The sequence below is a fragment of the Sphingobium sp. BYY-5 genome, from assembly GCF_022758885.1.
Taxonomy (GTDB): Bacteria; Pseudomonadota; Alphaproteobacteria; order Sphingomonadales; family Sphingomonadaceae; genus Sphingobium.
On sequence record NZ_JALEBH010000002.1, the window covers coordinates 61,245 to 85,953 of the forward strand.

Below are 24,709 nucleotides of genomic sequence, written 5' to 3' on the forward strand. Positions count from 1 at the left end.
CGCCATCAAGCGTGCAGTCTTGACGACATCCTCCCCTGAAATGGGAACCGATTCGAACTGCGTGCGCCCCAGAGGGCAATGCTCCGAACCAGTGTTCCGAGAACGGAATATGCAATTAAGCAAACGTTTGCAATATGTCTTTTGCCAAGGACGCAGGATTGAGTGGATAGGGAAGCGATGCCATCATCGAAGTCCAGTATCGACGATGGCATCGACGATCAGGCGGGTTTGACGGCTGCCGTCTCCCTATCTCCCGTCCGGACCCGGTCTTTCCCCGCATTATAGCTACCGAAGCGGGCGTAGAGCGTCGGTAGAATGAACAATGTCAGCAACGTCGCGGAGACGAGGCCTCCGATCACCACGGTCGCCAGTGGTTTCTGGACTTCGGCGCCTGACCCGGTAGCGAGCGCCATCGGCACGAAGCCGAGCGAAGCGACGAGCGCGGTCATGACGACGGGCCGCAACCGCTGTCTCGCACCTTCCCTGGCGGCGTCGGCCGCCGCCATGCCCTGCGCTACGAGATGCTGGATGGAGGTCAACATCACCAGACCATTGAGCACAGCGATGCCCGATAGCGCGATGAAGCCCACCGCAGCGGACACGGAAAAAGGCATGCCGCGCAGGAACAGCGCCAATATCCCCCCGACCAGCGCCAGTGGTACGCCGGTGAAGACGATCACTGCATCCCGCGCCCGACCCAGGGCGCCGTAGAGCAGCAGGAGAATGAACGCGAAACATGCAGGCACCACCAGCATCAGCCGTTCGCGGGCGGAGGCGAGATTCTCGAATTGCCCGCTCCATTCCAGATAGGCGCCGGCGGGCAGGCGCAATTCCGTGGCGACGGCGGCTTGTGCGTCGGCGACCACGCTGGCGACGTCCCGGTCGCGCACATTGGCTTGCACCACGATCCGCCGCTTGCCATTTTCCCGGCTGATCTGGTTCGGTCCGGTCGTGACCGCAATGTCTGCCACGCTCGACAGCGGCACATGGACGCCCGCCGGTGTCGGCACCGGTATCTGTTCCAGTTGCGCGAGGTCAGCACGTTGGCGATCGTCGAGGCGGATGGTGACGGCAAAGCGCCGGTCGCCTTCGAAGATCATGCCGGCATCGCGTCCGCCAACTGCGGCGGCGATGACATCCTGCACGGCTCTGGCGGACAGGCCATATTGGGCGAGCGCTTCCCGGCGGGGACGGATGTCCAGCATGGGAAGTCCTTCCGTCTGCTCGACCCGCACGTCGGTGGCACCTTCGCTCTTGCGCAGGATCGCGGCGATGCGATTGGCGGTGCGGGCCATGGAGTCCGGATCGTCGCCATAGACCTTGACCGCTATGTCGCCGCGCACCCCGGCGATCAGTTCGTTGAAGCGCATCTGGATCGGCTGGCTGATTTCGAAGGCGCTGCCGGGCAGAGCCTCCAGCTTCTGCTCGATCTGCGCGATCAACGCCGCCTTGGACAAGCTGGGGTCGGGCCATTGGTCGCGCGGCTTCATGATAATGAAGGTGTCGGAAATATTGGGCGGCATCGGATCGGCGGCCAGTTCCGCCGTTCCCGTCTTGGAAAAAACGAACAGCACCTGGGGTAGGCTGGCGATCGCCTTTTCGACCTTGAACTGCATCGCCTGGCTCTGTTCGACCGATGTGCCGGGGATGCGCAACATCTGGGCGGTCGCGTCTCCTTCGTCCAGTTGCGGCAGAAATTCCTGGCCGAGGGTCAGGAAGGCGCCGATCGCCAGAAGGAAGGCTGCGACGGCAATGCCGATCGTACGGGTAGGGCGACGCATCGCACCATCCAGACCAGGTTCATAGCGCGTCTTGATCCACGCGATGATCCGGCCTTCCTTCTCTTCCACCGGTTTGGACAGCAGGATGGCGAGCATCGCCGGCACAAAGGTCAGCGACAGGATGAACGCGCAGGCAAGCGCGAAGATGACCGTCATCGCCATCGGCGTGAAGGTCTTGCCCTCGATGCCCGTCAGTGTGAGCAGCGGTATGTAGACGAGGATGATGATCGCCTGGCCGTAAACGGACGGACGGATCATCTCTCGCGCCGCGGCCACCACGGTGGCGAGCCGTTCATCGAGGGTGAGCAGCCGCCTTTGATGATGCTGTCCCTCGGCAATGCGGCGCAAGGCATTTTCGACGATGATGACCGCCCCATCGACGATCAGCCCGAAATCGAGCGCGCCGAGGCTCATCAGATTGGCCGAGATACTCCCCTGCAACATGCCGAAACTGGTCATCAACATGGTGATCGGAATGACCAGGGCAGCGATCAGCGCTGCGCGGAAATTACCCAGCAGGGCAAACAGCACGACGATGACGAGCAACGCACCTTCGGTCAGGTTCTTTGCCACGGTGGAGATGGTCGAATGGACCAGCGCGGTGCGATCCAGAACCGGCTGGATGATAACGTCGGTCGGCAGTGAGGCGTTGATGGCCTCCAACCGGTTCGCCACCGCTGCCGCCACGGTGCGGCTATTTTCGCCCACACGCATGACGGCGGTGCCGACCACGACTTCCCGCCCGTTTTCGGAGGCAGACCCCATGCGGATCGCCTGCCCGGTCTTCACCGTCGCCACCTGGCTCAGCAAGATCGGTACGCCTTCCCGCGTGGCGATGACGGTGCGGGCCAGGTCGGCGGCACCGGACAGGCGCGCGTCGGATCGCACCGCCAGTCCTTCCCCATTGCGGTCGATGACACCGGCGCCCACCGCGCCATTATTCTCCTCCAGCGCGCGGGCCAGGTCGTCGAGGCTGATGCGCAGCGCCGCCAGACGCTGAACGTCAGGCACGACCTGATATTGTTTCACATAGCCGCCGATCGAATCGATGCCGGCAAGGCCGGGCGTATTCTTGAGCAGGGGCGTCACGATCCAATCCTGCGCGGTGCGCAGATAGGTCGCCTGATCCGCCTGACTGACCAGCCTTTCGCCTTCGGGTGTGATATAGCTTCCGTCCGGCTGCAGACCCGGCTCGCCCGGTTCATGTCTGTCGTCCTTGCGATGAGCGAGGTGGACGGTCCACATATAGACCTCCCCCAGTCCCGTCGCGATCGGCCCCATTTCGGGCGTCACGCCAGTGGGCAGGCTTTCGGCAAGTCCCGCGAGCCGTTCATTCACCTGCTGGCGCGCGAAATAAATATCGGTCGCATCGGTGAAGACCGCCGTGACCTGCGCAAAGCCGTTACGGCTGAGCGATCGTGTATATTCCAGCCCCTGGATACCCGAAAGCGCGGTTTCGATGGGGAAGGCAACCTGCTTTTCGATCAGTTCGGGCGACAGGGCAGGCGCCCGCACATTCACTTGCACCTGGTTGTTGGTGATGTCGGGAACCGCGTCGATCGGCAGGCGCTGAAGCGCCCATCCACCGATCAGACAGGCGACGAGGGTCAGCAGCAGCACCAGCCAGCGCCGTGCGACCGAAAATGTGACGATGGCGTCGATCATCGATCAATGTCCATGTTCGGCCTCGCCCTTTCCGAGCTCGGCCTTGAGAATGAAACTACCGGTGGCGGCGATGCGTTCGCCGCCTTTCAGGCCGCGCGTGATGAGGATGCGTTCGCCGCTGACGGCACCGGTCTCGACCGACATCGCCCGAAATCCGGTGCGTGTGCGGACGAAGACGCTGGGCTTGCCCTCGATCGTCTGGACCGCGACCTGCGGCACGCTGATAGACTGGTCCCCTTCCTTGACAGGCAGGTCGATAGCAGCGGTTACGGCTTCGCCGATGCGCCAAGAGGCGTCGCTATTATCCAGTGCTACGATGGCCGGGACCAGCCGGGTCTGCGCATCCAATATGGGCGAGAGGAAGCGCAGCGTTGCGCGCGCGCTGCGGCCCTGACCCGTTATGGTTACTGCCACGCCGGGTCGAATCAACGCGGCATCGGCGGCCGAAAGCGACACCGAAACGGACAGCTTCGAAAGATTGGCGATGCGGTAGACTTCCGTATCGGCAGCAACGACCTGACCCAATAATGCGGTCCTGCCGATGATCTGACCGGAAATGGGGGCGGGAAGGGCGACGCGGTTCAAGCCGCCGCTCGCACGACCGGTGGCGGCGAGTTGCTGGCGCGCGAGGCGCAGGGCGATAGCGGCTTCGGTTGCGGCGGTACGGGCGGCGATCAGATCCTGCTCGGGCGACACTTTCTCAGCGAAGAGTCGCTGTTCTCTGGCGAGATTGCTGCGCGCCAGCGTGAGCCGCGCTGATGCGGCCTCGATATCGCCCTGTATCTGTGCGGCCTCGCGGCTCTCCACTACCACCAGCGTTTCGCCACCACGAACCGTCTCGCCCAGATTGCGGTTCAGGGCAACGATGCGGCCACCAATCGCAGCCGTGACTATCTGAATCCCTTGCGGGTCCGCCTCGATCGTCGCGGGCAGGGACAGCATCCCCTTCGTGCCCGCTGCATCGACCGGCACCAGTTCGATCTGGGCCGATCGGATCTGGGCGTCGGTCAAAGTGACGACGCCTTCTTCTTCCTCATGATCTTCTTCGTGAGCCTGAGGTGTGGCATTGTCTGCCGTGCCGCCACTACAGGCGGCGAGCGACAGAGCGAGCGCCAGTGGCACTGCATATGTGAATGACTTCATCGGATCAGTCCTTGGATGAAAGCGGCGCCGGCGCGGTCAGGCGGTCGCGGCGGGCCGAAGCGTCATGATAGGCGGTGAGCGCGTCGATCGCGGCCAGCCGGGTTTCGGCGAGCGAGCGTTCTGCATCGAGCAGATCGATCTGTCCGAACTTGCCTTCGCGATAGCCGATGCGGGCGATACGTGCCGCCTCGGTCGCGATGGCCAGCGCGGTGCTGCTGGCGATGCGTGCGGCAGTCTCGGCATTGGCGACTTCCACATCGGCCGAAGCAATCGCCTGCGCCAACTGGATTTCGGTCATGCGCCGCGTGGAGTCGGCCTGCTGCCGTGCTGCGCGCGCCTGCGCCATGGCCGCCGATCCATTGTTGAAGATCCGCAACGGAAAGGAGACGCCGAACAGCATGGCCGTGTCGTTGGTTGCCGCCAGCCTGCGTGGGCCGGCGAACAGTTGAAGGTCGGGTACGCGCTGCGCTCCAGCGAGACGTACCTGCGCCTCCGCCGTAGCAACATCCAACGCGGCGGCGCGGGCGGCCAGCATCATCTCCGGCGGCGGGCGATCGATGGGGCCAGTGGACGACAGGCGATCAAACCAGGGCTGGTCGAGCGGGCCGTCAACCGCTGCGTCGATCAGCCGCGCCAGATTCGCCCGCGCGACGATGGCGGCGCGCTGGTTCTGTTCCGACAGCGCTTGCGCGTTGATCCGCATCAGACCTGCGCGCTGTTCCTCCAGAGGAGATGCACGACCGGCGCGCACGCGAATAACGGCCGCACGGCTTGCCTCCTCCGCTATTTCGACCTGCCGCGCGGCGATGGCGGCGCGTCGTTCAGAGGCGACGGCAATGATATAGTTTTGGGTGACGGACAGGCTGAGGTCGGCCATGACCACCGCTTGCTCGATCAGTGCGCGGTCATGCTGGGCGTCTGCGATGGCCATGCGGGCCGACCGCTTGCCACCCATTTCAAGCGGCAAGGTGACTTGTGCCGTGGTTTCCGCGCTACCGAAGCCGCGATAGCTACCGCTGCCGGCGACATTTTCGGTTTGCAGATTGAGTTCGGGATTGGGGCGGAGCCGCGCGACGGCCTGGGCGGCTTCGGCCGCCTGGACGCCTGCGGTGCCTACTTGTGCAGCGGGGGACCGGACGCCTGCCAGATTCAGCGCCTTCGCCAGAGTAAAGGGCGAAGACCCTTCCTGTGCTCCGGCGAAGGGAATGCAGCAGGCCACGGCCAGCATGGCCGCAATGAAGCGATACATGATGAAAATCTCCTGAAACGACGAACCGGGCCGCGTCGCGCAAGGCGACGGGCCGATGGATCGGCTTCAGGCGATGGGTGGCCGCAGGGCAGGGTCCGGGGCCACGGCCGACAGGCGACCGGCCGGGGGCATCACTGGCTTGTGACGGCCTGAAGCAGTCTCTCCCATCGTCAGGCGATGGACCGGTGTGCCGACATGATGGCCATGGCAGCCGCCATGATGATGCGGCATGGCGCTATCGTCGTCGGGAAGCTGGTCGCCGTCCCCGTCGCTATGATCGACGGACGAACTGATGCTGGTGCTCACGCAATCAAGGCTCTCGCGCGCATGTGCCAGCGACCCCACGCCCAGCGAGAGGAGGATGACGGCCATTGCAAGAAGCGAGAGCAATCGTTGCATGGCCGCTCCCTTAGCATCGCGGCGGACTGCTGTCATGCCCTGCGCAAGCATGATCAACTTCAAAGCGGGATATATGTCTTGATCAGACGGTCGAAGGCCGGGGCACTGCATTGGTTGAAGGACAGGAAATTGCCCTTCGACCGCGCGACATTTTCGTCATATCCTCCTGGCATGAGCTGCGTCTGCGCGCCGACAGCACCCTTATCTTGTTTGGTTATTCGGACAAGGCGGCCCGGGAGAAACTGCATTTGTACAAGGAGTTGAGTACGTGACCACCCTGTTTGAGCCGCAGGCGCCCGTGATAGTCGCGACCAGCGAAGGCAATGGCTTTCCTGTCCGCCGCCTGTTCTGCATCGGCCGAAACTATGCCGCCCATGCCCGCGAAATGGGCAGGGACCCGGACCGCGAAGCGCCCTTCTTCTTCACCAAATGGGCTGAAACCGTGGTGCTGTCCGGCTCGATGATCGCCTATCCCGCCGAAACCGCCAATTTCCACTATGAGGCCGAACTGGTGGTCGCCATCGGCAAGGGCGGACGCAACATCATGGCGGTCGATGCGCTAGACCATGTCTATGGCTATGCCACCGGCCTCGATATGACGCGCCGCGACCTGCAGTTCGAAGCGCGCGACAAGGGCCGCCCCTGGGACACCGGCAAGAATGTCGAGCAATCCTCGCCGCTGGGTATCATTCATGCGGCCAATGCAGTCGGTCATCTGTCGACCGGGCGCATCGCGCTGACCGTCAATGGTGTGGTGAAGCAGGATGCCGACCTGGCCGACCTGATCTGGAATGTGCCCGACGTCATTGCCTATGTCTCGCGCTTCTACCGGCTGGAGCAGGGCGACCTGATCTACACCGGCACGCCGGCAGGTGTCGGCGCGGTGGTCGAGGGGGACGAGATCGTCGTGACCATCGACGGCCTGTCCGATTGCATCATCAAGGTTGGACCCAAGGCCCATGACTGAACCCGTCCTCCACGGCTATTTTCGCTCGACCGCATCCTATCGGGTACGGATAGCGCTGAACCTGAAAGGTGTCGCCTATGCCGATGCCTTCCACCATCTGCGCAAGGGCGAGCAGCGCGCGCCGGATTATCTCGCGCTCAATCCGCAAGGGCTGCTGCCTGCATTGGAGATCGACGGCGCAGTGCTGACCCAGAGCCTCGCCATCTGCGAATATCTGGACGAGACGGCGGCGGGACCAAGGCTGCTTCCCGCCGATCCGATCCGCCGGGCCAGGGTGCGCGCGGCGGCGCAGGTCATCGCCTGCGACACCCATCCGGTCCAGAACCTCAAGATACTCGATCGGCTGCGCGGCCTGGGTCTGGACAAGGAACAGGTGACGGGCTGGGCCGTGCAGGCGATCGACGAAGGGCTGGACGCCTTCGACCGGCTGATCGCGGATGAGGACGGGCCATATTGCTTCGGCAATCAGGTGACGCTGGCTGACATTTTCCTGGTGGCGCAACTGGTGAATGCCCGGCGTTTCTGCGTCGACCTGCGATGGCCTAGATTGCTGGCGGTGGAGCAGGCCTGTCTGGCGCTCGATGCATTCAACAAGGCCGCACCGCAGAACCAGCCGGACGCGGAATAGGGAGCAAAGATGGGGGCCGCCGGATGGGCGTGACGTGCGGGCGCGCGTCTCAGCCCTTTGGTGTGAAATATTGTCGCAGCCGGTCCAGTTCCTCATTGCTGATCGGGATCACCGCGCCATGTTTCGGCTGGACGAAATTGGTCGCCTTCATGGGCGAGCCGGGATCGTTGAAATGCCCCAGATTCCGGAAATGAACAAAGTCTTCCGTTTCGGAGAAGCCCATGGTGTTGACCGGCTTTGCGCCGAAGACGTCGTACATCAGGACATAGGTGTTCGTGCCATGCCGCCGCCACAGATTCGGCGCTTCAGTGCCGACGGTTTCCGGATCGATCTTGGCGGGGTTGAAGACATAGCCGCCGTTGATCCGGGCAGAAGTGGCCTGGCGCAGATATCCGGGGCGGTCATGTGCAACGTAGAAGAGATGATAGGTGTCGCCGATCTTCGTAATGTCCCCGTCGATCGTGCTGATCCTCACCTTGGGGTAGGTGAATAGATTTTTGGGTTCGGTGACGAGCGTCGTGAAGGCATCGTCGGCATAGGAATAGACCATATGGTCGGTTTCCTTGCCGTTGCGGGTCGTGAAATAGACCATCATCTTTCGCTTCTGCGGATCATAGATGGTTTCGGGCGCCCAGGCCGCACCGATATTGGCGGTCGATTTGAACAGGCGGTCGACGGGTACGATCGCATGGGACCAATGGATCAGGTCGTAGGACTTCATGAAGATCATCGCGTGGTTATTGCCCCAGCCATAGGTTTCGTCGGGCCGTTCCCATTCCGTATCGCGCAATCCTTCGCGTTTCGCGAAGATATGGAGATCTGTCATGGCGAGATAGAAGGCATTGTCGGGGCCACGGACGATATGGGGATCGCGTATCCCCTTCTGCTCGGCGATGTCGCGCCCGTTCAGAACCGGCTGGCCATTGTTGACGTCGGTGAAATGATAGCCGTCGGTGGAAACGGCAAAGTGCAGCGAATGGGTCTCATCCTTGAAATAGACGAGGAGATAGGAGGATAGGGTTGCTTCGCCTTCGGCCTTGCCGTCTTTCGGCTTGGCAAGGGTCTGGACGATATCCAGTTGGCGCACCTGGTCGGCGGCGACGGGCTGCGCCGCACCGGTAAGGCTGGTCCAACCCAGGGCCAGACAGATGCCCAATATTCCGATCCTCGCCTTTGGCTGCATGGTACGAAGTTCCTCCCTCATTGTTCGATTTCCACCAGCGTCACCGATTTGGACGCGATCTTCACGCTCACCTGCCCCTGACTGATTCGGGTTGGCAGCGGCTGCGGTATGAAGGGGTCGGGCGCATCGAACCCTATCCGCGTGTCGATCCGGTCGGCGGTGAGCGTTTGAGCGCTCGCCTTGCGCCATGTTCCGCTCTTGAGCGTGATATGGAGATTGCTGGCACGCGCCGGATCGAGATTGACGATGGTCAGGTGCAGCTTTCCTGCTTTATCCTTCGAGGCGGAGACGCTGAGGCCCGGCAGGCGCGTATCGCCTTCGATATAGTCGGGGGCCTGTACCTCGACCGGTATCAGCGCCGCGCCCTGATGCGCCTTGTACAGGTCGAACACATGATAGGTTGGCGTCACCACCATCTTCGCGCCGTCGGTCAGGATCAGCGACTGGATTACATTCACCATCTGGGCGAGATTGGCCATCCGCACCCGGTCAGCATGGCGATTGAAGATGTTGAGGCTAAGTCCCGCGATCACCGCGTCGCGCAACGTGCTTTCCAGATAGAGTTGGGACGGGGCGTCCTTCTCGCTCTGGAACCAGGCGCCCCATTCGTCCACGGCCAGGGCGACGCGCTTTTCCGGATCATATTTGTCCATGATCGCCGAATGACGGCGGATGAGTTCGTCGGTCAGATTGGCGCGCGCCAGTGCGGAGGCCCATTCGGCCGCGCCGAAGCCGACATTGCGTCCCTTGTTGCGCCAGTCATTGCCGGCGAAGGTATAGAAATGGAGCGACAGGCCCCACATTAGCGGGCGATCCGTCGTATAGGCGAGCGGTGTCGGATGGGGCCGCCACATCATCGCCTGGGCCATGACGCGATCGGTCCAGTCATAATCGTCCGTATCGGCGCCCACGGCGATCAGCTTCGCCCCTTCGCCTGAATAGTTGCGCAGGAAGGCGGCATAATGGCGGAAGGCGACCGCGTAACTGTCTGCGGTCATATTGCCGCCGCAGCCCCAGTTTTCATTGCCGACACCGATGAAGGGCACCGCCCAAGGTTCGGTCCGTCCGTTGGCTGCGCGGGCTTTGCCGGGCTGGCTGTCGGCCGGCGCGGTCATGTAACGCATCCAGTCGTCGGCTTCCTTGACGCTTCCCGATCCGACATTCACCGATACGAAGGCCTTGGCGCCGATCTGATCGAGAAAATCCATATATTCATGCGTACCGAACGCATTGGTTTCGGGCGATTTGTCCCAGGCCGCATTGATGCCCTGTGGCCGCTGGCTGGCGGGACCGATTCCATCCGCCCAATGATAGCCATCGGCAAAACATCCGCCCGGCCAGCGGATGACGGGGATCTGTACCTTGCGAAGCGCGGTGACGACATCGCTGCGGATACCGCGCACATTGGGGATAGGAGAATCGGGACCGACCCAGATGCCTTCATAGACGCCACGGCCCAGATGCTCGACAAACTGGCCGTAGATATTGGGATCGATGGTGGGGCCGGGTTTGTCCGTATCGACAATCAGTTGGGCGTCCCCAACGGACGCGGACGGCTGCCGCGCTTTTGCCTGGGGCGTGGATAGGCTGAGAAACAGGGCGCCGATCGCGGCGATCCCGCAACAAAGTTTCCGTCCGGCCTGGCCCACGCGCAATCACTCCCCTTTTGTCGGAGTAATTATGCGGGCAAGTATCGCGGTCGTCAAGCGGCCAGCTCGTCGCTGGTTCCTGACGGGGAGGCCTATCGCCCGGTAGCGAAACGGACGGATATCAGTGTTCCCGGCCCACCGTCCGCTATCGCGACGCTAGCGCCTATGCGCAAGGCAGCGGACTGCACGATGGCAAGGCCAAGGCCCGTCCCCTCCGGACCGGTCTGGCCGCTCACCCGGAAAAATCGTTCGAATATCTTGTCATGATAAGCCGGAGGGATGCCTGGCCCATCGTCGCCGACGGTCAGCGTCACATGATCCGGGTCGCGTGACAGGGTGATGGTCACGGAGCCGCCGTGCCGGTTGTAGCGAATACCGTTGTCGATCAGATTGGCGATGATTTCGAACACCAATGTCCGGTGCGCCTGAACCAGATAGGTTTCATCCTCCCGCGCGTCCAGATTGAGTTCGACCTTTGCCTGGATCGCCTGGTTGATAAGGCGGCCGATCACGGCGGCGCTCACTTCCTTGAGATCGACCGTTTCCAGGGGAGGGGATACGCCGCCCTCCTCGGCGCGGGCAAGCGCCAGCAATTGCGTCACCAGCCGCTCCAGCCGTTGCACCGCGTCGGCAATTTCGTCCAGCGCGGCGGATGATCCTCGCCGGGCCAGTTCGATCTGCACTTTCAGCACCGACAGCGGCGTGCGCATCTGGTGGGAGGCGTCCGCTGTGAAGCGGCGTACGCCACCGGTTGCCTTGTCGAGTTGCGCCAGCAGATGGTCGAAGGCGGTGGCGAGCGGCCGCAGTTCGTTGGGCAATGGACCGGCATCGAGCGGGGAGAAATCGGGTCGCACGCTGGCGTCGCGCGCCTCCACCGATCGGCGCAGGCGGGCAAGCGGGCGCAGGCTCCACCCCAACGCCGGGCGCAGCAGCAGGATGGCGACGCCCACCAACGCCACCTCGCCTAACAGCAGTGCGATCGTCAGCCGCCTCGCCAGCGTCTTGCGATTGTCGAGCGTCTCGGCGACCTGGACGATAACCGGGCGGTCGATCCGGGGAAGCATCCGTTTCACTTCAGCGATGCGGACACCTTGATCGCGATAGCGCGCGAAGCGGAAACGGGGCTGGTCCACCGCCATTGTCGCCGGATCGGGCGCGGGCAGGTCGGCATAGCCGGTCAGCAACTCGCTGCCCACTGCGATCCGGTAATAGACATTGTCGCGCTCGCTATTCTCCAACATGCCGAAGGCGGCGGGTGGCAGGTCCAGCGTTACTTCCCCGCGCTCCACCTGTACGGTTTCGGCGATCGCGCCCAGCGCGCCGCCCAGTACCCGGTCGTTGGTCCGGCGCACCACGTCGGCGATCAGTGTCGCCCCGCCGATGCCGATGATCGCTGCTGCGCCGAGCAAAGGCCCCAGCATGGCCGCCAGCAGCCGGGTCCGCAGCGCGACAGCGCGCGCTTTCCCAATCCCTTTAGCTGGCATCGAGCATATAGCCGACGCCGCGCACGGTACGGATACCGGGACCATCGGGCGCCAGCTTACCCCGGAGCCGCGTCACATGCACTTCGATGGCGTTGCTGCCGACCGGTTCGTCAAATCCGAACACTTCCCCGATCAGCAATTCGCGCGGCACCACCTGCCCCGCGCGGGTCGCCAGTGCTTCCAGCACCGCCAGTTCGCGTCGGCGCAGGTCGAGCGGCCGTCCCGCCACCTCCGCCGTTCCGGTGGAGCGGTTGATGGTCAGCGTACCGAAGCTGATCTCCGGCGTAGGATCGCCGCCGCGCCGCCGTCCCAGCGCTCGCACCCGCGCCTCCAACTCCTCCGGGTCGAAGGGCTTGCGCAGATAATCGTCGGCGCCCAGATCCAGCCCGCGCACCCGGTCGTCCAGCGCGTCGCGCGCGGTCAGCATCAGCACCGGCACTTTCTCGCCCCGCCGCCGCAGCTCCGCCAGCACGGCAAAGCCGTCCATGTCGGGCAGGCCGACGTCCAGGATGACCAGCGCATAGGGTTCGCTGCCGATCACCGCCAGCGCGTCTTCCCCGGTCGCGACATGGTCCACGGCATGGCCGCCCGCGCGGAGCAGGGCGGAAATGCTGCGCGCCAGTGCGGCGTCATCCTCGATCATCAAAATCCGAATAGGGCACCTGGTGCTGAAAGGTTGATGACAGCTTGGCTTCGTAACGGGGCTTCACATCTTATCCGACCAAAGAAGCGGAAAAGCGAGGAGCAGGGTTGATGCGAAGGGTTATTCAGATAGTGGCGGCGCTGGCAAGCCTGTCCGTCACGACTGCGGCGGCGGTTGCCGAACGACCTGCCGGCTATCCGCGTTCCTATGACCAGTTGATCGCCGATGCCAGGACGGAACGGCAGGTGATCGTCTACGCCAATGCCGATACCTCGGAAATGGCGCCGGTCATCCTCGCCTTTCAACGCCGCTATCCCGGCGTCACCGTCCGCTATGCGGATCTCGGCTCCAACGAAATATCTCGTCGCTTCCTGGCGGAAGCGCAGGGACGTAAACCTTCGGCCGACCTTGTCTGGTCGTCGGCCATGGACCAGCAGGTGAAGCTTATCAACGACGGCTTCGCCCAGGCCTATGCCAGCCCTGAAAAGCCTGCCTTGCCGCCATCTGCGGTCTGGAAGAATATGGGTTTCGGCGTGACCGCCGAGCCGATCGCCTATGTCTACAACAAGAAAGCGATCCCGCAGCCGCCGCGCAGCCGCGTCGCGCTGGAGGCTATGCTGCGCAAGGATCGCAGGGCGCTGACGGGCAAAGTCGCGACCTTCGATCCGGCGCGTTCCAACACCGGCTATCTTTATCTGACGCAGGATTATGCGATCACCGGCGACACGCGATCGCTGGTGGAGGCGATGGCGGCGACGCGCCCGGTGCTGTCGATCACCACTGAACCGATGTTGCGCGGCGTGGCCGAAGGCAAGCTCTCGATCGCCTATAATGTCATCGGTTCCTATGCCGTGGAGCGCGCGCGTCGAGACCCGCGTATCGGTGTCGTTTTCCCGCAGGACTATACCATTGTGATGTCGCGCATCGCCTTCATCGCGCGAGAAGCGCGGCACCCTGCTGCCGCCAAGCTCTTCCTCGATTTCCTGCTGTCGCGTCAGGGCCAGTCCCTGCTCGCCCAGCACAGCCTCTGGCCGGTCCGCACCGACATAAACGGCCGCCGCCTTCCCGCTGCCCAGGCCCGGCCGATTCGTGTCGGCCCGCAGCTTCTCGCCAATCTCGATCGCCTCAAGCAGCAGCGCTTCCTGCGTGACTGGAATGCGATCCTTGCCTCCGGAGCCAAGTAGAATGACCCCCTCCATCCTGCGCGGCGGTTGTGCCGCGCTGGCGCTGATCGTCGCCACGCCCGCATTGGCGCAGGCGCCCACCCCCGAAGAACTGGCTGCGCTCGTCAAGGCGCAAGCGGCCGAAATCGCCGCACTCAAGGCGCGCCTCGACCGGCTGGAAGGGCAGGGCGTGGCGCAAATTGCCACATCCGCGCCATCGCAACAGCCCGCGCCGCAGGTTGTCCAGCAGCAAACCGCCCCGCCGCTGGTCATTACGCCTTTCGCCCCACAGATTGTGCCGCCCGGCCCCGCCGACATCGACGTGGCGCAGGCCCGCGCCGTCGCCGCCAATCCATCGGGCGTGACCACCGAATGGGGCGCGGGCCTGCCCGTCTTCCGTTCGGCCGATGGCGTCTTCACCTACAAGCCGCGTGGCCGCATCCTGGTCGACGTCAGCTCGACCTTTGGTTCCGACTATGCCGGGCGTAACACCACCACGACCGGAATGCGCGCGCTGCGCCTGGGTCTGGAAGGTGGTGTGGGTCCGCACTTCTTCTATCAGTTTGAAACCGACTTTTCCGAAAATGAAGTCGACATCGTCACTGCTTTCCTCGGCTGGCGCAACCGGCTCAGCAGCAAGGTCGATTATGATATTCGCGCTGGCCACCTGTTCAACGACCGCGCGTTCGAGGGCAGCACCGGGTCGGATTCGACTCCCTTCCTTGAACGCAGCGTCGTGTCCACCGCGATCATCCCGCAGCGCGGTTTTTATGGCATCGGCATCATGGGCCGCATGTTCGGCCCCAACTGGCATGCATCGGTCAGTGTGACCGGCGACCGGGTCGACGGTGAGCAGACGACGAACGACAGTCGCACGGCCTCCGCCCGTTTCCACTGGAACCCGGTCAAGACCGATCGCTCGCTGTTGCATGTCGGCGCATGGGGCTTTGACGAAGCGCTGTCTTCATCGGCGACCACGCTCACGCGCAGCACCGTGATTGGCGGGCGCTTCAACGGCGCGGTGCGGGTATCTACAGGCGAACTGCTCGGCGGTCGGTCGACGACCGGCTATGGCGTCGAACTGGGCGGCTATACCGGCGGCCTCTGGGTCATGGGCGAAGCGGGCCAGCGGATCGCCCGGCTCGATGGCGGGCGCCCCGACTTCAAGAGCAAGGCCTGGAGCCTGTCCACCGGCTTCTTCCTAACCGGCGAACTGCCGCCCTATAACCCGCGCCTCGGCAGTTTCGGCCAGCCCAATGTGCTCGATCCGGTGCTGAATGGCGGGTCGGGCGCGATCGAACTGACCGCGCGCTATGAAAATCTGGACTATACCGATCTTGTTCTTGGCGGCGACGGCTGGGCCGCGACCCTGGGCGTGAACTGGTATCTCAACAGCTTCACCCGCATCCAGGTGAACGGCATCCACTGGCGCACCAACAACCGCACCGGCGTCTTTACCGGCAGCGACGATGGCCAGACCGTCAGCGCGCGTGTCGGCGTGACCTTTTGATCTTCCCCCTTATTGCCCAATCAAGGACGCAGCGATGAACCTTGCCCTGCTCGGCTTCCTGATGGTCGCCACCTTCATGACGCTGATCATGACCAAGCGGATGACGCCGCTGGTCGCGTTGATCGTCATCCCCTCTCTCTTCGGCGTGATTGCTGGCCAGGCCGCCGGCCTTGGTGACATGATGATCGACGGTATCAAGAATCTCGCGCCGACGGGCGTGATGCTGCTCTTCGCCATCCTGTTCTTCTCGACCATGACAGATACCGGCCTGTTCGATCCGCTGGTCGGGCGGCTGGTGAAGCTCGTCCATGGCGATCCGTTGCTGATCCTGCTGGGATCGGTGGTCCTGTGCGCGATCGTCAGCCTCGACGGAGACGGGTCCACGACCTACATCATCACCATCGCCGCGCTATTGCCGCTCTACAAACGGTTCGACATGAAGCGCATCTATCTCGTCTGCCTGTTGATGGTGACGAGCGGGATCATGAACCTTACCCCCTGGGGCGGCCCCACCGCCCGCGCGGCGAGCGCGCTGAAGCTGGATGCCGCCACCCTGTTCCTGCCACTTATTCCCGGCATGATCGCAGGCCTTGCCTTTCTGCTCGGCCTGGCTTTCTGGTTCGGTATCAAGGAACGCCGTCGCCTGGGCCATGTTCATGTGCCGCAGCGCGAGCCGGTCGACATTGCCGACCTTGGCGTCTCGCAATATCCCGAAGCGCGTCGCCCGCATCTGCGTTGGTTCAACGCGCTGCTGGTCGTCGCGCTGCTCGGCCTGCTGGTCTGGGGCGTGCTGCCGCTTTCCGTGCTGATGATGATCGCCTTCGCCATCGCCATGATCGTCAACTATCCGGGCGTCGCCCAGCAGAAGGAAAGGATTGCCGCTCATGCGGGCAATGTCCTGTCGGTCGTCTCACTGATCTTCGCGGCTGGTATCTTCACCGGCATCCTTGGCGGCACCGGCATGGTCGAGGCGATGAGCAAGGAAGTGGTAGGTGTCATCCCGCCCGTGCTTGGCCCCTATATGGCGCCGATCACGGCGTTGCTCTCCATGCCCTTCACCTTCTTCATCTCCAACGACGCTTTCTATTTCGGGATGCTGCCGATCCTGGCTGAGGCTGGGTCGCATTATGGCGTCGATCCGATGGCGATCGCCCGCGCCTCCCTGATGGGCCAGCCGGTGCATCTGCTGAGTCCACTGGTGCCGTCCACATATCTGCTGGTCAGCCTGGCGGGGATCGACCTGGCCGATCACCAGCGCTTCACCCTGCTGCCTGCCGCAGCGGTCTGCATCGTCATGACCCTGGTCGGGATGATCGCGCTGGCCTTCCCCTTCGTCGCTTGACGGTCATGCATCCAGAATAGGAGCGGCGCTGGCCCGCTCCTATTCTGACGCTGGGGAATCAGAAGAGGGTGATGAGGCCCGTCGCCGGATCGATCGCGCCCTCATAGATCATCTTGCCAGCGACATAGAGGATCACCAGCAGTCCGAAATAGGCGATGGCGCGATACCGTTCGATCACGCGCGCGAGCAGGTTCGCCGCCACGCCCATCAACGCGACCGACAGGATCAGGCCGATGACCAGGATGCCCGGATGCTCGCGCGCCGCGCCTGCAACGGCGAGGACATTATCCAGGCTCATCGATACGTCGGCGATAGCGACGGCCCAGGCGGCCTGGGCAAAGCTCCTGGGCGCAGCCTTGCCGGCGATATCCTCTGCATCTTCGGCCTCGCCGTTCGACCGCAGCTCGCGCCACATCTTCCAAGCGACCCAGACCAGCAGCAACCCGCCGGCGAAGACCAGACCGACAAGTTGCATCAACTGCGTCACCAGCAGGGCGAAGGCAATGCGCAGCAGCAGCGCGGCGATCACGCCGATCGCGATCACCTTGCGGCGGGAGGCCGGCGGCAACCCGGCGGCGAGCGCGCCGACGACGATTGCGTTGTCGGCCGCCAGCATGATGTCGATCAACACCACCTGGCCGAAAGCGGCCAGTGCGGAAGGGGAGCCAAGATTGGAGAAGTCGGCGACGATATGATGCCAGATGTCGTTCATAAATCCTCTCGCCATCCGGCAGGAGAGGGCGTCGGGACGCCAGCGCCTGAACGAACGGCCTTTGTCATGCGGATTGGGGCCGCCGCCGAATAGGAAGCGAAGCTGTCATCAGCCTTTCAGGGCGGCATGACTATCGCACGCAGCTTCACTTCCCCTGGCGGGCTGTTACTGGCGTTGCAGCAACCGCTCCGCCGACAGGCCGAACGCCACGCCGATCGTCGCCCACAGCACCAACTGGGTTGCCATGGCGGCAACGCGGAAATTCCACAGCAGGCTCGCGGGGAAATGTTCGGGCACCTCATCGATCGTGGGCAGCAGATATTGGCCCAGCATGACCAGCAGCAGATAGGCGCCGATCGCGAGCAGGACGGCATCGATCCTGCGCCAGGAGCGGGACAGCGCCATGCGCAGCCTGCCAGCAATCACCGCAGCGCCCAAGGACAGGACAATCATCGCGAAATAGGCGGCGGTGCGGACGCCCACCGTTTCATGTCGCCCGACGGCAGGCGGTGTCTGCGGATATTTGATCGCCGGCACGATCACGACCAGCAGGAAGGCCAGGCCCGCCAGTAGCAGCGCGAAGCTGCGCGGTCCCATCCGCCCGATCCGCCCGTAGCCATAAGCGAAAACCAGCGAAAAAATGCCGCCCACCGCAGCGCCATAAAGCGTCAACGCCGTGAGCAGCCCCGCGCCCTTCTGGGTAGCGCGGCTGACCAGTTCTTCCTCTCCGCCACCCATATCATGGGCGGCATGGGACGCTTCATAGGCGATGGCCAGGTCGACCTGCGGCTCGGCGATGACGCGCGCGCACAAGGTCGACAGCAGGGCCGCCAGAATGCCCGCCAGCATTCCGCGCCACAAGAGATCCTTGGTCATGTGATTGGGCTGTCAGTGGCAGGGGAAGCCGAGCAGATGACGGCCGTCATGCACATATTCATGCACATACATGCCGTCGAACAGGGCATAGGCACCTTGTTCGGTGCTGACGAAATAGAGAAAGATCATCGCGATCAGCAACCCGAACACGGCCCAGGGGGCGATATCCTCGATCGGAATTGCGGCCTGCCCGCGTACGGGAATGAAAACGTCGTCGAACAGGGCGGCATTGCTGGCCATGGTCATGCTCCTTTGCGGGATGTCGCGTCCCGATGGGGGTATCAAAAGCCCAGGAAGAAAATCTGGCTCTCGACGCGCGGCAAGGGCATCGATTACAGTGGCGCGACCGCGCCGGATTTGCACCGGCTTCCTCTTCCTGGACGCTGTCTGTCCTTTGAACCGGCAGGCGATCGGCGTCAACTGTCTGTCGGAGCTTTGCCTGACCCTTACGCTTACCCTTACCCTTACCCTTACCCTTACCCTGGTCTGTGCCGGTGCGACACGCTTCAGTCGATCGGGTGGCTTTGCCGGGCCGGAAGAGCCGCTGGACGATGCCGGTCGTCGCGCGGCCGTGGCGGCGATGGCGGGCGTGCGGTTTGATCGGCTCTTTTGCAGTCCCGCGCGGTCCGCGATGGAAACGGCAGCGGCCATGGCGCTGCCGGTGGAACCGGAAATCGCATTGCGTGACGTCGATCATGGCGCGTGGAGCGGGCGCACCATTATGGAGGTCGGTGCATCGCATCCCGATGGATTGGCAGCCTGGCTTGCCGATCCCGCCGCCGGCGCTCCGGATGGGGAGGATATGGCGAATGCCGCCGCGCGCATCGGCTCCTGGATCGATAGCCTGGCGGGGCAGACGTCAGGCCGGCCGGGGGCGATTACGCATCCGATGATGATCCGCGCCGCGCTGGCTCATATGCTCGACATGCCGTTGCGCGCGACCCTCGCCATCGACATCGCCCCGCTTTCATTCTGCCGCCTTTCCTTCAATCGGGCATGGCGCCTGCAGGCGCTTGGCGCGCTCCCTATTGATAGTGGTGGAAAGGCTAAAGCCGCTTACCATGCCAGCGCAGATGATCCTCCATGAAGGTGGAGATGAAATAATAGCTATGGTCATAGCTAGGCTGGACCCGCAGGTTAAGGTCGATCCCTGCGACGGAGCAGGCGGCTTCCAGCAACTCGGGCTTCAATTGTTCGGCCAGGAATGGGTCCGCCGCGCCCTGATCCACCAATAGCTCCGGCACTCGCGCGCCATCCTCGATCAGCGCGACGGCATCATGTTGACGCCACGCCGCCTTGTTGTCGCCCAGATAGCCGCCCAGCGCCTTCTGCCCCCAAGGCATTTGCGACGGCGCGACGATCGGGGCGAAGGCGGACACAGCTTTGAACCGGTCGGGGAAGGTGAGGCCGATCGTCAGCGCGCCATGGCCGCCCATGCTGTGGCCCATGATCGACTGGCGGCCCATGTCGGCGGGGAAATGCGCGGCGACCAGCGCGGGCAGTTCCTCCGTCACATAGGACCACATGCGATAATGGGTGGCAAAGGGCGGCTGCGTGGCATCGACATAGAAGCCCGCGCCCAGGCCGAAATCATAGGCGCCCGCCGCATCGTCCGGCACATCCTCTCCGCGCGGCGAGGTGTCCGGCGCAACGAAGATCAGGCCGAGTTCCGTGCAGGCGCGGCGAAACTCGCCCTTCTCGGTCACATTGGCATGGGTGCAGGTCAGGCCCGACAGATACCAGACCACCGGCAGCCTCGCGCCTTCCTCATGCGGCGGGACATAGACGGAGAAGGTCATGTCCGTGCCGGTGCTGGTGGAGGCATGGCGATAGACGCCCTGCGTCCCGCCGAAGGCTCGGTTCTGTGAGACTGTCTCCACGGTCAGAAGACCACGACGCTGCGGATGCTTTTGCCCGCGTGCATCAGGTCGAAACCCTTGTTGATCTCCTCCAGCGTCAGCACATGGGTAATCATCGGGTCGATCTCGATCTTGCCGTTCATGTACCAGTCGACGATCTTGGGCACGTCGGTCCGGCCCTTCGCGCCGCCGAAGGCCGTGCCCTTCCACACGCGGCCGGTGACGAGCTGGAACGGGCGGGTGCCGATTTCCTTGCCCGCTTCAGCCACGCCGATGATGATGCTCTCACCCCAGCCGCGATGGCAGCATTCCAGCGCGGTGCGCATCACTTCGGTGTTGCCGGTCGCGTCGAAGCTGTAGTCAGCGCCGCCATCAGTGATTTCCAGGATCTTTGCGACCGTTTCCTCCCGTGACAGCCCCTTGCTGTTAATGAAGTGGGTCATGCCGAACTTGCGGCCCCATTCTTCCCGGTCTGCATTGATATCGATGCCGATGATCTTGTCCGCGCCGACCATCTTCGCGCCCTGGATGACGTTGAGGCCGATGCCGCCAAGCCCGAAGACGACGACATTCTCGCCGGCCTGCACCTTGGCCGTGTTGACCACCGCGCCTACGCCGGTGGTCACGCCGCAACCGATATAGCAACTGGTCTTGAAGGGCGCGTCTTCGCGAATCCTGGCCACCGCGATCTCGGGCAGGACGGTGAAGTTGGAGAAGGTGGAGCAACCCATATAATGATAGATGGGCTGGCCCTTATAGCTAAAGCGTGTGGTGCCATCGGGCATCAACCCTTTGCCCTGCGTCGCGCGGATTGCGGTGCACAGGTTGGTCTTGCCGCTGAGGCAGCTTTTGCACTGGCGGCATTCGGGTGTGTAGAGCGGGATCACATGGTCGCCCGGCTTCACGCTGGTGACACCCGCGCCGACTTCCCGCACGATGCCCGCGCCCTCATGGCCCAGCACCGACGGGAAAATGCCCTCGCTATCGAAGCCGTCAAGCGTATAGGCGTCGGTATGGCAGATGCCCGTCGCCATGATCTCGACCAGCACCTCGCCCGCCTTGGGGCCTTCCAGATCCAGTTCGACAATCTCCAGCGGCTTCTTGGCTTCGAACGCGACGGCGGCGCGGGTCTTCATGATGCTTCTCCTGATGGCGTAGCGTGGGCCTAGCGCTTCTGCTGCTGAGTGATAAAGGGGGCATCTGGCAAAAGTTTATAACCATAGGGTGATAATGATGGACGGTTGGGCCGGGATCGACGAATTTGTCGCCGCTGCGCTGGCTGGTTCCTTTTCCGCGGCTGCGGTCAAGCTGGATTGCTCCGTCACCCATATCAGCCGATCGATCGCGCGGCTGGAAAAGCGGCTCGACGTGCAACTCTTCCACCGCACCACGCGACGGGTGACGCTGACCGACGCGGGCCAGACCTTCCTGCGCCATTGCGAAAGGCTGGTGGCGGAGCGGGAAGAGGCGATCGCCTCCGTAACCGCCACGGGCGAGCCGCAGGGCGCGTTGCGCATCACCTGCTCGACCGCGATGGGCGAATTGTTCGTGGCGCCGATCGTCAGCCGCTATGTCGCCGCCCACCCGCGGCTGAGCGTCGCGATGGAATTGACCAACCGGCTTGTCGATCTGGTGGCTGACGGGTTCGACCTGGCGATCCGCACCGGGCAGATGGCGGATTCCCAGTTGATCCGCACGCGTATCGCGTCGCGTTCGCTCTATAGCTGCGCGGCGCCGGCCTATCTCGACCGGTGCGGACGGCCGGGTACGCTGGAGGAACTGGAGGGGCATGATTGCCTGCTGGGGTCGGCATCGACCTGGCATTTTTCGGTCGACGGCCGCGACGTGATCCATCGGCCGCAGGGACGGTTGCGGGTCAACAGCGGACGGGCGGTGCTGGATGCGGCGGTACAGGGCATGGGCATCTGTCAGTTGCCGGAATTCTATGTCCTGCCTCATGTGCGGACCGGCGCGCTGGAACTGGTGCTGGCCGATATCCGGCCGCAGGACGAGCCGATCTGGGCGGTCTATCCGCAGCGGCGGCACCTCTCGCCGAAGGTGACGGCGCTGGTCGCCATGCTGCGGCGCGAATTGCCGCTGGCGCTTGGCGCGGGTCAGCCTTCCTCATAGAGTTCCAGCGGCAAGCCGTCGGGATCGGCGAAGAAGGTGAAGCGCTGGCCGGTATATTCGTCGACGCGGATCGGTTCGCATTCCACGCCATGGGTGGCGAGGCGGGCGACCTCTGCATCGATGTCGGTCACAATGAAGGAGAGGTGGCGCAGGCCGCAGGCTTCGGGCCGTGAAGGGCGCCGCGGCGGCGTGGGGAAGGAGAATAGCTCGATCCGCGCATTGCCGGCGTCGAGATCGCATTTCCAGCTATCCCTGGTTTCCCGATACACTTCATGGAGTATCGGGAAACCCAGGATTTCGGTGTAGAAACGGCGTGAGCGCGGATAGTCGGAGCCGATGATGGCGATATGGTGGACGCCGCGCAGCCCCATCCCTTAGCGCTCGATCTGGCTGATGTCGCGGACCGCGCCCTTGGCGGCATTGGTGGTCATCGCGGCATAGGCGCGCAGCGCCGGAGACACTTCGCGCTTGCGACCGAAGGGTTTCCAGGCCTTTGCGCCGCGCGCTTCCATCTCCGCGCGGCGTTCGGCGAGGATGGCGTCGTCCAGGTCGACCTTGATGACGCGGGCGGGGATGTCGATGACGATCGGGTCGCCGGTCTGCACCAGCGCAATCAGGCCACCTTCGGCCGCCTCGGGCGAGACATGGCCGATCGACAGGCCCGACGTGCCGCCCGAAAACCGCCCGTCAGTGATGAGCGCGCAGGCTTTGCCCAGCCCCTTCGACTTCAAATAGCTGGTCGGGTAGAGCATTTCCTGCATCCCCGGCCCGCCCTTCGGCCCTTCGTAGCGGATGACGACGACGTCGTTCGCCTTCACCTCATTGCCCAATATGCCCGCGACTGCCGCGTCCTGGCTTTCATAGACGCGCGCGGTGCCGTGGAAGACGAGGATGCTGTCGTCCACGCCCGCCGTCTTCACGATGCAGCCTTCGGGTGCGAGATTGCCGAACAGGACGGCCAGGCCGCCATCCTTGGAAAAGGGATGTTCGGCCGATCGGATCACGCCCTTTTCGCGATCAATGTCCAGTTCTTCCCAGCGCTCCGACTGGCTGAACGCGGTCTGGGTCGGCACGCCACCGGGCGCGGCCCGGTAGAAGTTGCGTACTTCCTCGCTATTGGTGCGGCCGATGTCCCAACGGGCGAGCGCGGCGGCCATGGTGGGGGCATGGACGGTCGGCAGGCTGGCGTCGATCAGGCCCGCGCGTTCCAGTTCGCCCAGGATGGCCATGATGCCGCCGGCGCGGTGGACATCCTCCATATGCACGTCCTGCTTGGCGGGCGCGACCTTGCACAGGCAGGGGACGCGGCGCGACAGGCGATCGATATCAGCCATGGTGAAGTCGACTCCGCCCTCATAGGCGGCGGCCAGCAGGTGCAGCACCGTGTTGGTGGAGCCGCCCATGGCGATGTCGAGGCTCATCGCATTTTCGAACGCGGCGAAACTGGCGATGTTGCGCGGCAGGACGCTGTCGTCATCCTGCTCATAATAGCGCTTCGTGATGTCGACGATGACATGGCCGGCTTCCCGGAACAGCCGCTCGCGATCGGCATGGGTCGCCAGCGTCGATCCGTTGCCCGGCAGCGACAGGCCCAGCGCTTCGGTCAGGCAGTTCATCGAATTGGCGGTGAACATGCCCGAACAACTGCCGCAGGTGGGGCAGGCTGACCGCTCGATGGTCTGCACTTCCTCATCCGTGTAGCTGTCGTCGGCGGCGACGACCATGGCGTCAACCAGATCGAGCGCGACCTTCTTGCCGCGCACGATGGTCTTGCCCGCTTCCATCGGTCCACCCGACACGAAGACGACGGGGATGTTGAGGCGCATCGCGGCCATCAACATGCCGGGCGTGATCTTGTCGCAATTGGAGATGCAGACGATCGCGTCGGCGCAGTGGGCGTTGACCATATATTCGACGCTGTCGGCGATCAGATCACGGCTGGGCAGCGAATAGAGCATCCCGCCATGGCCCATGGCGATGCCGTCATCGACCGCGATGGTGTTGAATTCCTTGGCGACGCCGCCTGCCGCTTCAATCTCGCGCGCGACGAGCTGGCCCAGATCCTTCAGATGGACATGGCCCGGCACGAACTGGGTGAAGCTGTTGGCGATGGCGATGATCGGCTTGCCGAAATCCTCGTCCTTCATCCCCGTCGCGCGCCACAGGCCGCGCGCGCCGGCCATGTTACGGCCGTGGGTGGTGGTACGGGAACGATAGGCAGGCATGACTCGGATCCTTCAGGAAAATATCGCGGCCCCTCTACAGGCTGCGGCCAGCCTGTGAAACATATTATTCCTTTTATGGAGTCATTGCGCCATTTTCTTGC

At 63.6% G+C, this 24,709-nt stretch carries 22 protein-coding genes and 1 riboswitch; of the genes, 7 read left to right on the forward strand and 15 right to left on the reverse strand.

The window, feature by feature from the left end:
* Positions 1-218: 218 nt before the first annotated feature.
* The 4 genes from MOK15_RS16625 to MOK15_RS16640 form a co-directional block, all read right to left on the reverse strand.
* Complete coding sequence (locus MOK15_RS16625) at positions 219-3,446, reverse strand: CusA/CzcA family heavy metal efflux RND transporter (protein ID WP_242932842.1); 3,228 nt, start codon at positions 3,444-3,446, stop codon at positions 219-221.
* A 3-nt stretch (positions 3,447-3,449) separates the two neighbouring features.
* The gene (locus MOK15_RS16630; protein WP_242932843.1) at positions 3,450-4,589 is read right to left on the reverse strand and encodes an efflux RND transporter periplasmic adaptor subunit; all 1,140 of its coding nucleotides are present in this window, start codon (positions 4,587-4,589) and stop codon (positions 3,450-3,452) included.
* A 4-nt stretch (positions 4,590-4,593) separates the two neighbouring features.
* Positions 4,594-5,838, reverse strand: a complete 1,245-nt coding sequence (locus tag MOK15_RS16635) for a TolC family protein (RefSeq protein ID WP_242932844.1) — start codon at positions 5,836-5,838, stop codon at positions 4,594-4,596.
* Between the two features lie 66 nt (positions 5,839-5,904).
* Positions 5,905-6,237 (reverse strand): hypothetical protein, encoded by a 333-nt coding sequence (locus tag MOK15_RS16640; RefSeq protein ID WP_242932845.1) that lies wholly within the window; start codon positions 6,235-6,237, stop codon positions 5,905-5,907.
* Positions 6,238-6,505: 268 nt separating this feature from the next.
* Here MOK15_RS16640 and MOK15_RS16645 point away from each other — a divergent pair, with 268 nt between their 5' ends.
* Positions 6,506-7,204 (forward strand): fumarylacetoacetate hydrolase family protein, encoded by a 699-nt coding sequence (locus MOK15_RS16645; RefSeq protein ID WP_242932846.1) that lies wholly within the window; start codon positions 6,506-6,508, stop codon positions 7,202-7,204.
* Positions 7,197-7,832, forward strand: a complete 636-nt coding sequence (gene maiA / locus MOK15_RS16650; RefSeq protein WP_242932847.1) for a maleylacetoacetate isomerase — start codon at positions 7,197-7,199, stop codon at positions 7,830-7,832. Before MOK15_RS16645 ends, maiA begins: the two co-directional genes overlap by 8 nt.
* A 49-nt stretch (positions 7,833-7,881) precedes the next feature.
* On the opposite strand, the gene MOK15_RS16655 is transcribed toward maiA, so the two are convergent.
* From MOK15_RS16655 to MOK15_RS16670, 4 genes are all read right to left on the reverse strand, one after another.
* Positions 7,882-9,036: a glycoside hydrolase family 43 protein gene (locus MOK15_RS16655; RefSeq protein WP_242932848.1), complete on the reverse strand. Its 1,155-nt coding sequence runs from the start codon at positions 9,034-9,036 to the stop codon at positions 7,882-7,884.
* Positions 9,033-10,664 carry an alpha-L-arabinofuranosidase C-terminal domain-containing protein gene (locus MOK15_RS16660; RefSeq protein WP_242933763.1) on the reverse strand — a complete coding sequence of 544 codons (1,632 nt, stop codon included), beginning with the start codon at positions 10,662-10,664 and terminating at the stop codon, positions 9,033-9,035. Before MOK15_RS16660 ends, MOK15_RS16655 begins: the two co-directional genes overlap by 4 nt.
* Positions 10,665-10,756: 92 nt before the next feature.
* Positions 10,757-12,148, reverse strand: a complete 1,392-nt coding sequence (locus MOK15_RS16665; protein WP_242932849.1) for a sensor histidine kinase — start codon at positions 12,146-12,148, stop codon at positions 10,757-10,759.
* Positions 12,138-12,791 (reverse strand): response regulator transcription factor, encoded by a 654-nt coding sequence (locus MOK15_RS16670; protein WP_242932850.1) that lies wholly within the window; start codon positions 12,789-12,791, stop codon positions 12,138-12,140. The genes MOK15_RS16665 and MOK15_RS16670 overlap by 11 nt, the downstream gene beginning before the upstream one ends.
* 110 nt (positions 12,792-12,901) lie before the next feature.
* On the opposite strand from MOK15_RS16670, the gene MOK15_RS16675 reads away from it, so the two are divergent.
* Genes MOK15_RS16675 through MOK15_RS16685 form a run of 3 tightly spaced genes read left to right on the forward strand, consistent with a single transcriptional unit; the run spans position 12,902 to position 16,806 of the window.
* On the forward strand, positions 12,902-13,975 hold the full coding sequence (locus tag MOK15_RS16675; RefSeq protein ID WP_242932851.1) for an ABC transporter substrate-binding protein: 1,074 nt from the start codon (positions 12,902-12,904) through the stop codon (positions 13,973-13,975).
* A gap of 1 nt (position 13,976) precedes the next feature.
* Entirely contained in the window at positions 13,977-15,464 is a 1,488-nt protein-coding gene (locus MOK15_RS16680) for a porin (RefSeq protein WP_242932852.1), read from the forward strand.
* A 34-nt stretch (positions 15,465-15,498) separates the two neighbouring features.
* A complete protein-coding gene (locus tag MOK15_RS16685; RefSeq protein WP_242932853.1) occupies positions 15,499-16,806 on the forward strand; it encodes a CitMHS family transporter in 1,308 nt (435 codons plus the stop codon).
* 58 nt (positions 16,807-16,864) lie between these two features.
* On the opposite strand, the gene MOK15_RS16690 is transcribed toward MOK15_RS16685, so the two are convergent.
* The 3 genes from MOK15_RS16690 to MOK15_RS16700 all read right to left on the reverse strand — a co-directional run bounded on the left by MOK15_RS16690 (position 16,865) and on the right by MOK15_RS16700 (position 18,634).
* The gene (locus MOK15_RS16690; protein WP_242932854.1) at positions 16,865-17,518 is read right to left on the reverse strand and encodes a YjbE family putative metal transport protein; all 654 of its coding nucleotides are present in this window, start codon (positions 17,516-17,518) and stop codon (positions 16,865-16,867) included.
* Between the two features lie 165 nt (positions 17,519-17,683).
* Positions 17,684-18,394 carry a CbtA family protein gene (locus MOK15_RS16695; RefSeq protein ID WP_242932855.1) on the reverse strand — a complete coding sequence of 237 codons (711 nt, stop codon included), beginning with the start codon at positions 18,392-18,394 and terminating at the stop codon, positions 17,684-17,686.
* Positions 18,395-18,406: 12 nt separating this feature from the next.
* On the reverse strand, positions 18,407-18,634 hold the full coding sequence (locus MOK15_RS16700; RefSeq protein ID WP_242932856.1) for a CbtB-domain containing protein: 228 nt from the start codon (positions 18,632-18,634) through the stop codon (positions 18,407-18,409).
* A gap of 3 nt (positions 18,635-18,637) precedes the next feature.
* A riboswitch (adenosylcobalamin (AdoCbl) riboswitch) is annotated at positions 18,638-18,791 on the reverse strand.
* Here MOK15_RS16700 and MOK15_RS16705 point away from each other — a divergent pair.
* The gene (locus MOK15_RS16705; protein ID WP_242932857.1) at positions 18,789-19,481 is read left to right on the forward strand and encodes a histidine phosphatase family protein; all 693 of its coding nucleotides are present in this window, start codon (positions 18,789-18,791) and stop codon (positions 19,479-19,481) included. Its footprint overlaps the riboswitch before it by 3 nt.
* Here the strand turns inward: MOK15_RS16705 and fghA are convergent.
* Positions 19,441-20,274 carry an S-formylglutathione hydrolase gene (fghA, locus tag MOK15_RS16710; protein ID WP_242932858.1) on the reverse strand — a complete coding sequence of 278 codons (834 nt, stop codon included), beginning with the start codon at positions 20,272-20,274 and terminating at the stop codon, positions 19,441-19,443. The genes MOK15_RS16705 and fghA overlap by 41 nt on opposite strands.
* A 2-nt stretch (positions 20,275-20,276) precedes the next feature.
* Entirely contained in the window at positions 20,277-21,389 is a 1,113-nt protein-coding gene (locus MOK15_RS16715; RefSeq protein WP_242932859.1) for an S-(hydroxymethyl)glutathione dehydrogenase/class III alcohol dehydrogenase, read from the reverse strand.
* Between the two features lie 97 nt (positions 21,390-21,486).
* On the opposite strand from MOK15_RS16715, the gene MOK15_RS16720 reads away from it, so the two are divergent.
* Positions 21,487-22,383, forward strand: a complete 897-nt coding sequence (locus MOK15_RS16720) for a LysR family transcriptional regulator (RefSeq protein WP_242933764.1) — start codon at positions 21,487-21,489, stop codon at positions 22,381-22,383.
* Here the strand turns inward: MOK15_RS16720 and MOK15_RS16725 are convergent.
* Together MOK15_RS16725 and ilvD are read right to left on the reverse strand one after the other, a co-directional pair.
* On the reverse strand, positions 22,368-22,754 hold the full coding sequence (locus MOK15_RS16725) for a VOC family protein (RefSeq protein ID WP_347567230.1): 387 nt from the start codon (positions 22,752-22,754) through the stop codon (positions 22,368-22,370). The genes MOK15_RS16720 and MOK15_RS16725 overlap by 16 nt on opposite strands.
* A 3-nt stretch (positions 22,755-22,757) precedes the next feature.
* Positions 22,758-24,608: a dihydroxy-acid dehydratase gene (gene ilvD / locus MOK15_RS16730; RefSeq protein WP_242932860.1), complete on the reverse strand. Its 1,851-nt coding sequence runs from the start codon at positions 24,606-24,608 to the stop codon at positions 22,758-22,760.
* Between the last annotated feature and the right edge of the window lie 101 nt (positions 24,609-24,709).

Bases quoted from the DNA above. Each gene is read 5' to 3' on its own strand.
- MOK15_RS16625 (WP_242932842.1), bottom strand. From the start codon at position 3,446: ATGATCGACGCCATCGTCACATTTTCGGTCGCACGGCGCTGGCTGGTG.
- MOK15_RS16630 (WP_242932843.1), bottom strand. From the start codon at position 4,589: ATGAAGTCATTCACATATGCAGTGCCACTGGCGCTCGCTCTGTCGCTC.
- MOK15_RS16635 (WP_242932844.1), bottom strand. From the start codon at position 5,838: ATGTATCGCTTCATTGCGGCCATGCTGGCCGTGGCCTGCTGCATTCCC.
- MOK15_RS16640 (WP_242932845.1), bottom strand. From the start codon at position 6,237: ATGCAACGATTGCTCTCGCTTCTTGCAATGGCCGTCATCCTCCTCTCG.
- maiA (WP_242932847.1), top strand. From the start codon at position 7,197: ATGACTGAACCCGTCCTCCACGGCTATTTTCGCTCGACCGCATCCTAT.
- MOK15_RS16655 (WP_242932848.1), bottom strand. From the start codon at position 9,036: ATGAGGGAGGAACTTCGTACCATGCAGCCAAAGGCGAGGATCGGAATA.
- MOK15_RS16665 (WP_242932849.1), bottom strand. From the start codon at position 12,148: ATGCCAGCTAAAGGGATTGGGAAAGCGCGCGCTGTCGCGCTGCGGACC.
- MOK15_RS16670 (WP_242932850.1), bottom strand. From the start codon at position 12,791: ATGATCGAGGATGACGCCGCACTGGCGCGCAGCATTTCCGCCCTGCTC.
- MOK15_RS16675 (WP_242932851.1), top strand. From the start codon at position 12,902: ATGCGAAGGGTTATTCAGATAGTGGCGGCGCTGGCAAGCCTGTCCGTC.
- MOK15_RS16680 (WP_242932852.1), top strand. From the start codon at position 13,977: ATGACCCCCTCCATCCTGCGCGGCGGTTGTGCCGCGCTGGCGCTGATC.
- MOK15_RS16685 (WP_242932853.1), top strand. From the start codon at position 15,499: ATGAACCTTGCCCTGCTCGGCTTCCTGATGGTCGCCACCTTCATGACG.
- MOK15_RS16690 (WP_242932854.1), bottom strand. From the start codon at position 17,518: ATGAACGACATCTGGCATCATATCGTCGCCGACTTCTCCAATCTTGGC.
- MOK15_RS16695 (WP_242932855.1), bottom strand. From the start codon at position 18,394: ATGACCAAGGATCTCTTGTGGCGCGGAATGCTGGCGGGCATTCTGGCG.
- MOK15_RS16700 (WP_242932856.1), bottom strand. From the start codon at position 18,634: ATGGCCAGCAATGCCGCCCTGTTCGACGACGTTTTCATTCCCGTACGC.
- MOK15_RS16715 (WP_242932859.1), bottom strand. From the start codon at position 21,389: ATGAAGACCCGCGCCGCCGTCGCGTTCGAAGCCAAGAAGCCGCTGGAG.
- MOK15_RS16720 (WP_242933764.1), top strand. From the start codon at position 21,487: ATGGACGGTTGGGCCGGGATCGACGAATTTGTCGCCGCTGCGCTGGCT.
- MOK15_RS16725 (WP_347567230.1), bottom strand. From the start codon at position 22,754: ATGGGGCTGCGCGGCGTCCACCATATCGCCATCATCGGCTCCGACTAT.
- ilvD (WP_242932860.1), bottom strand. From the start codon at position 24,608: ATGCCTGCCTATCGTTCCCGTACCACCACCCACGGCCGTAACATGGCC.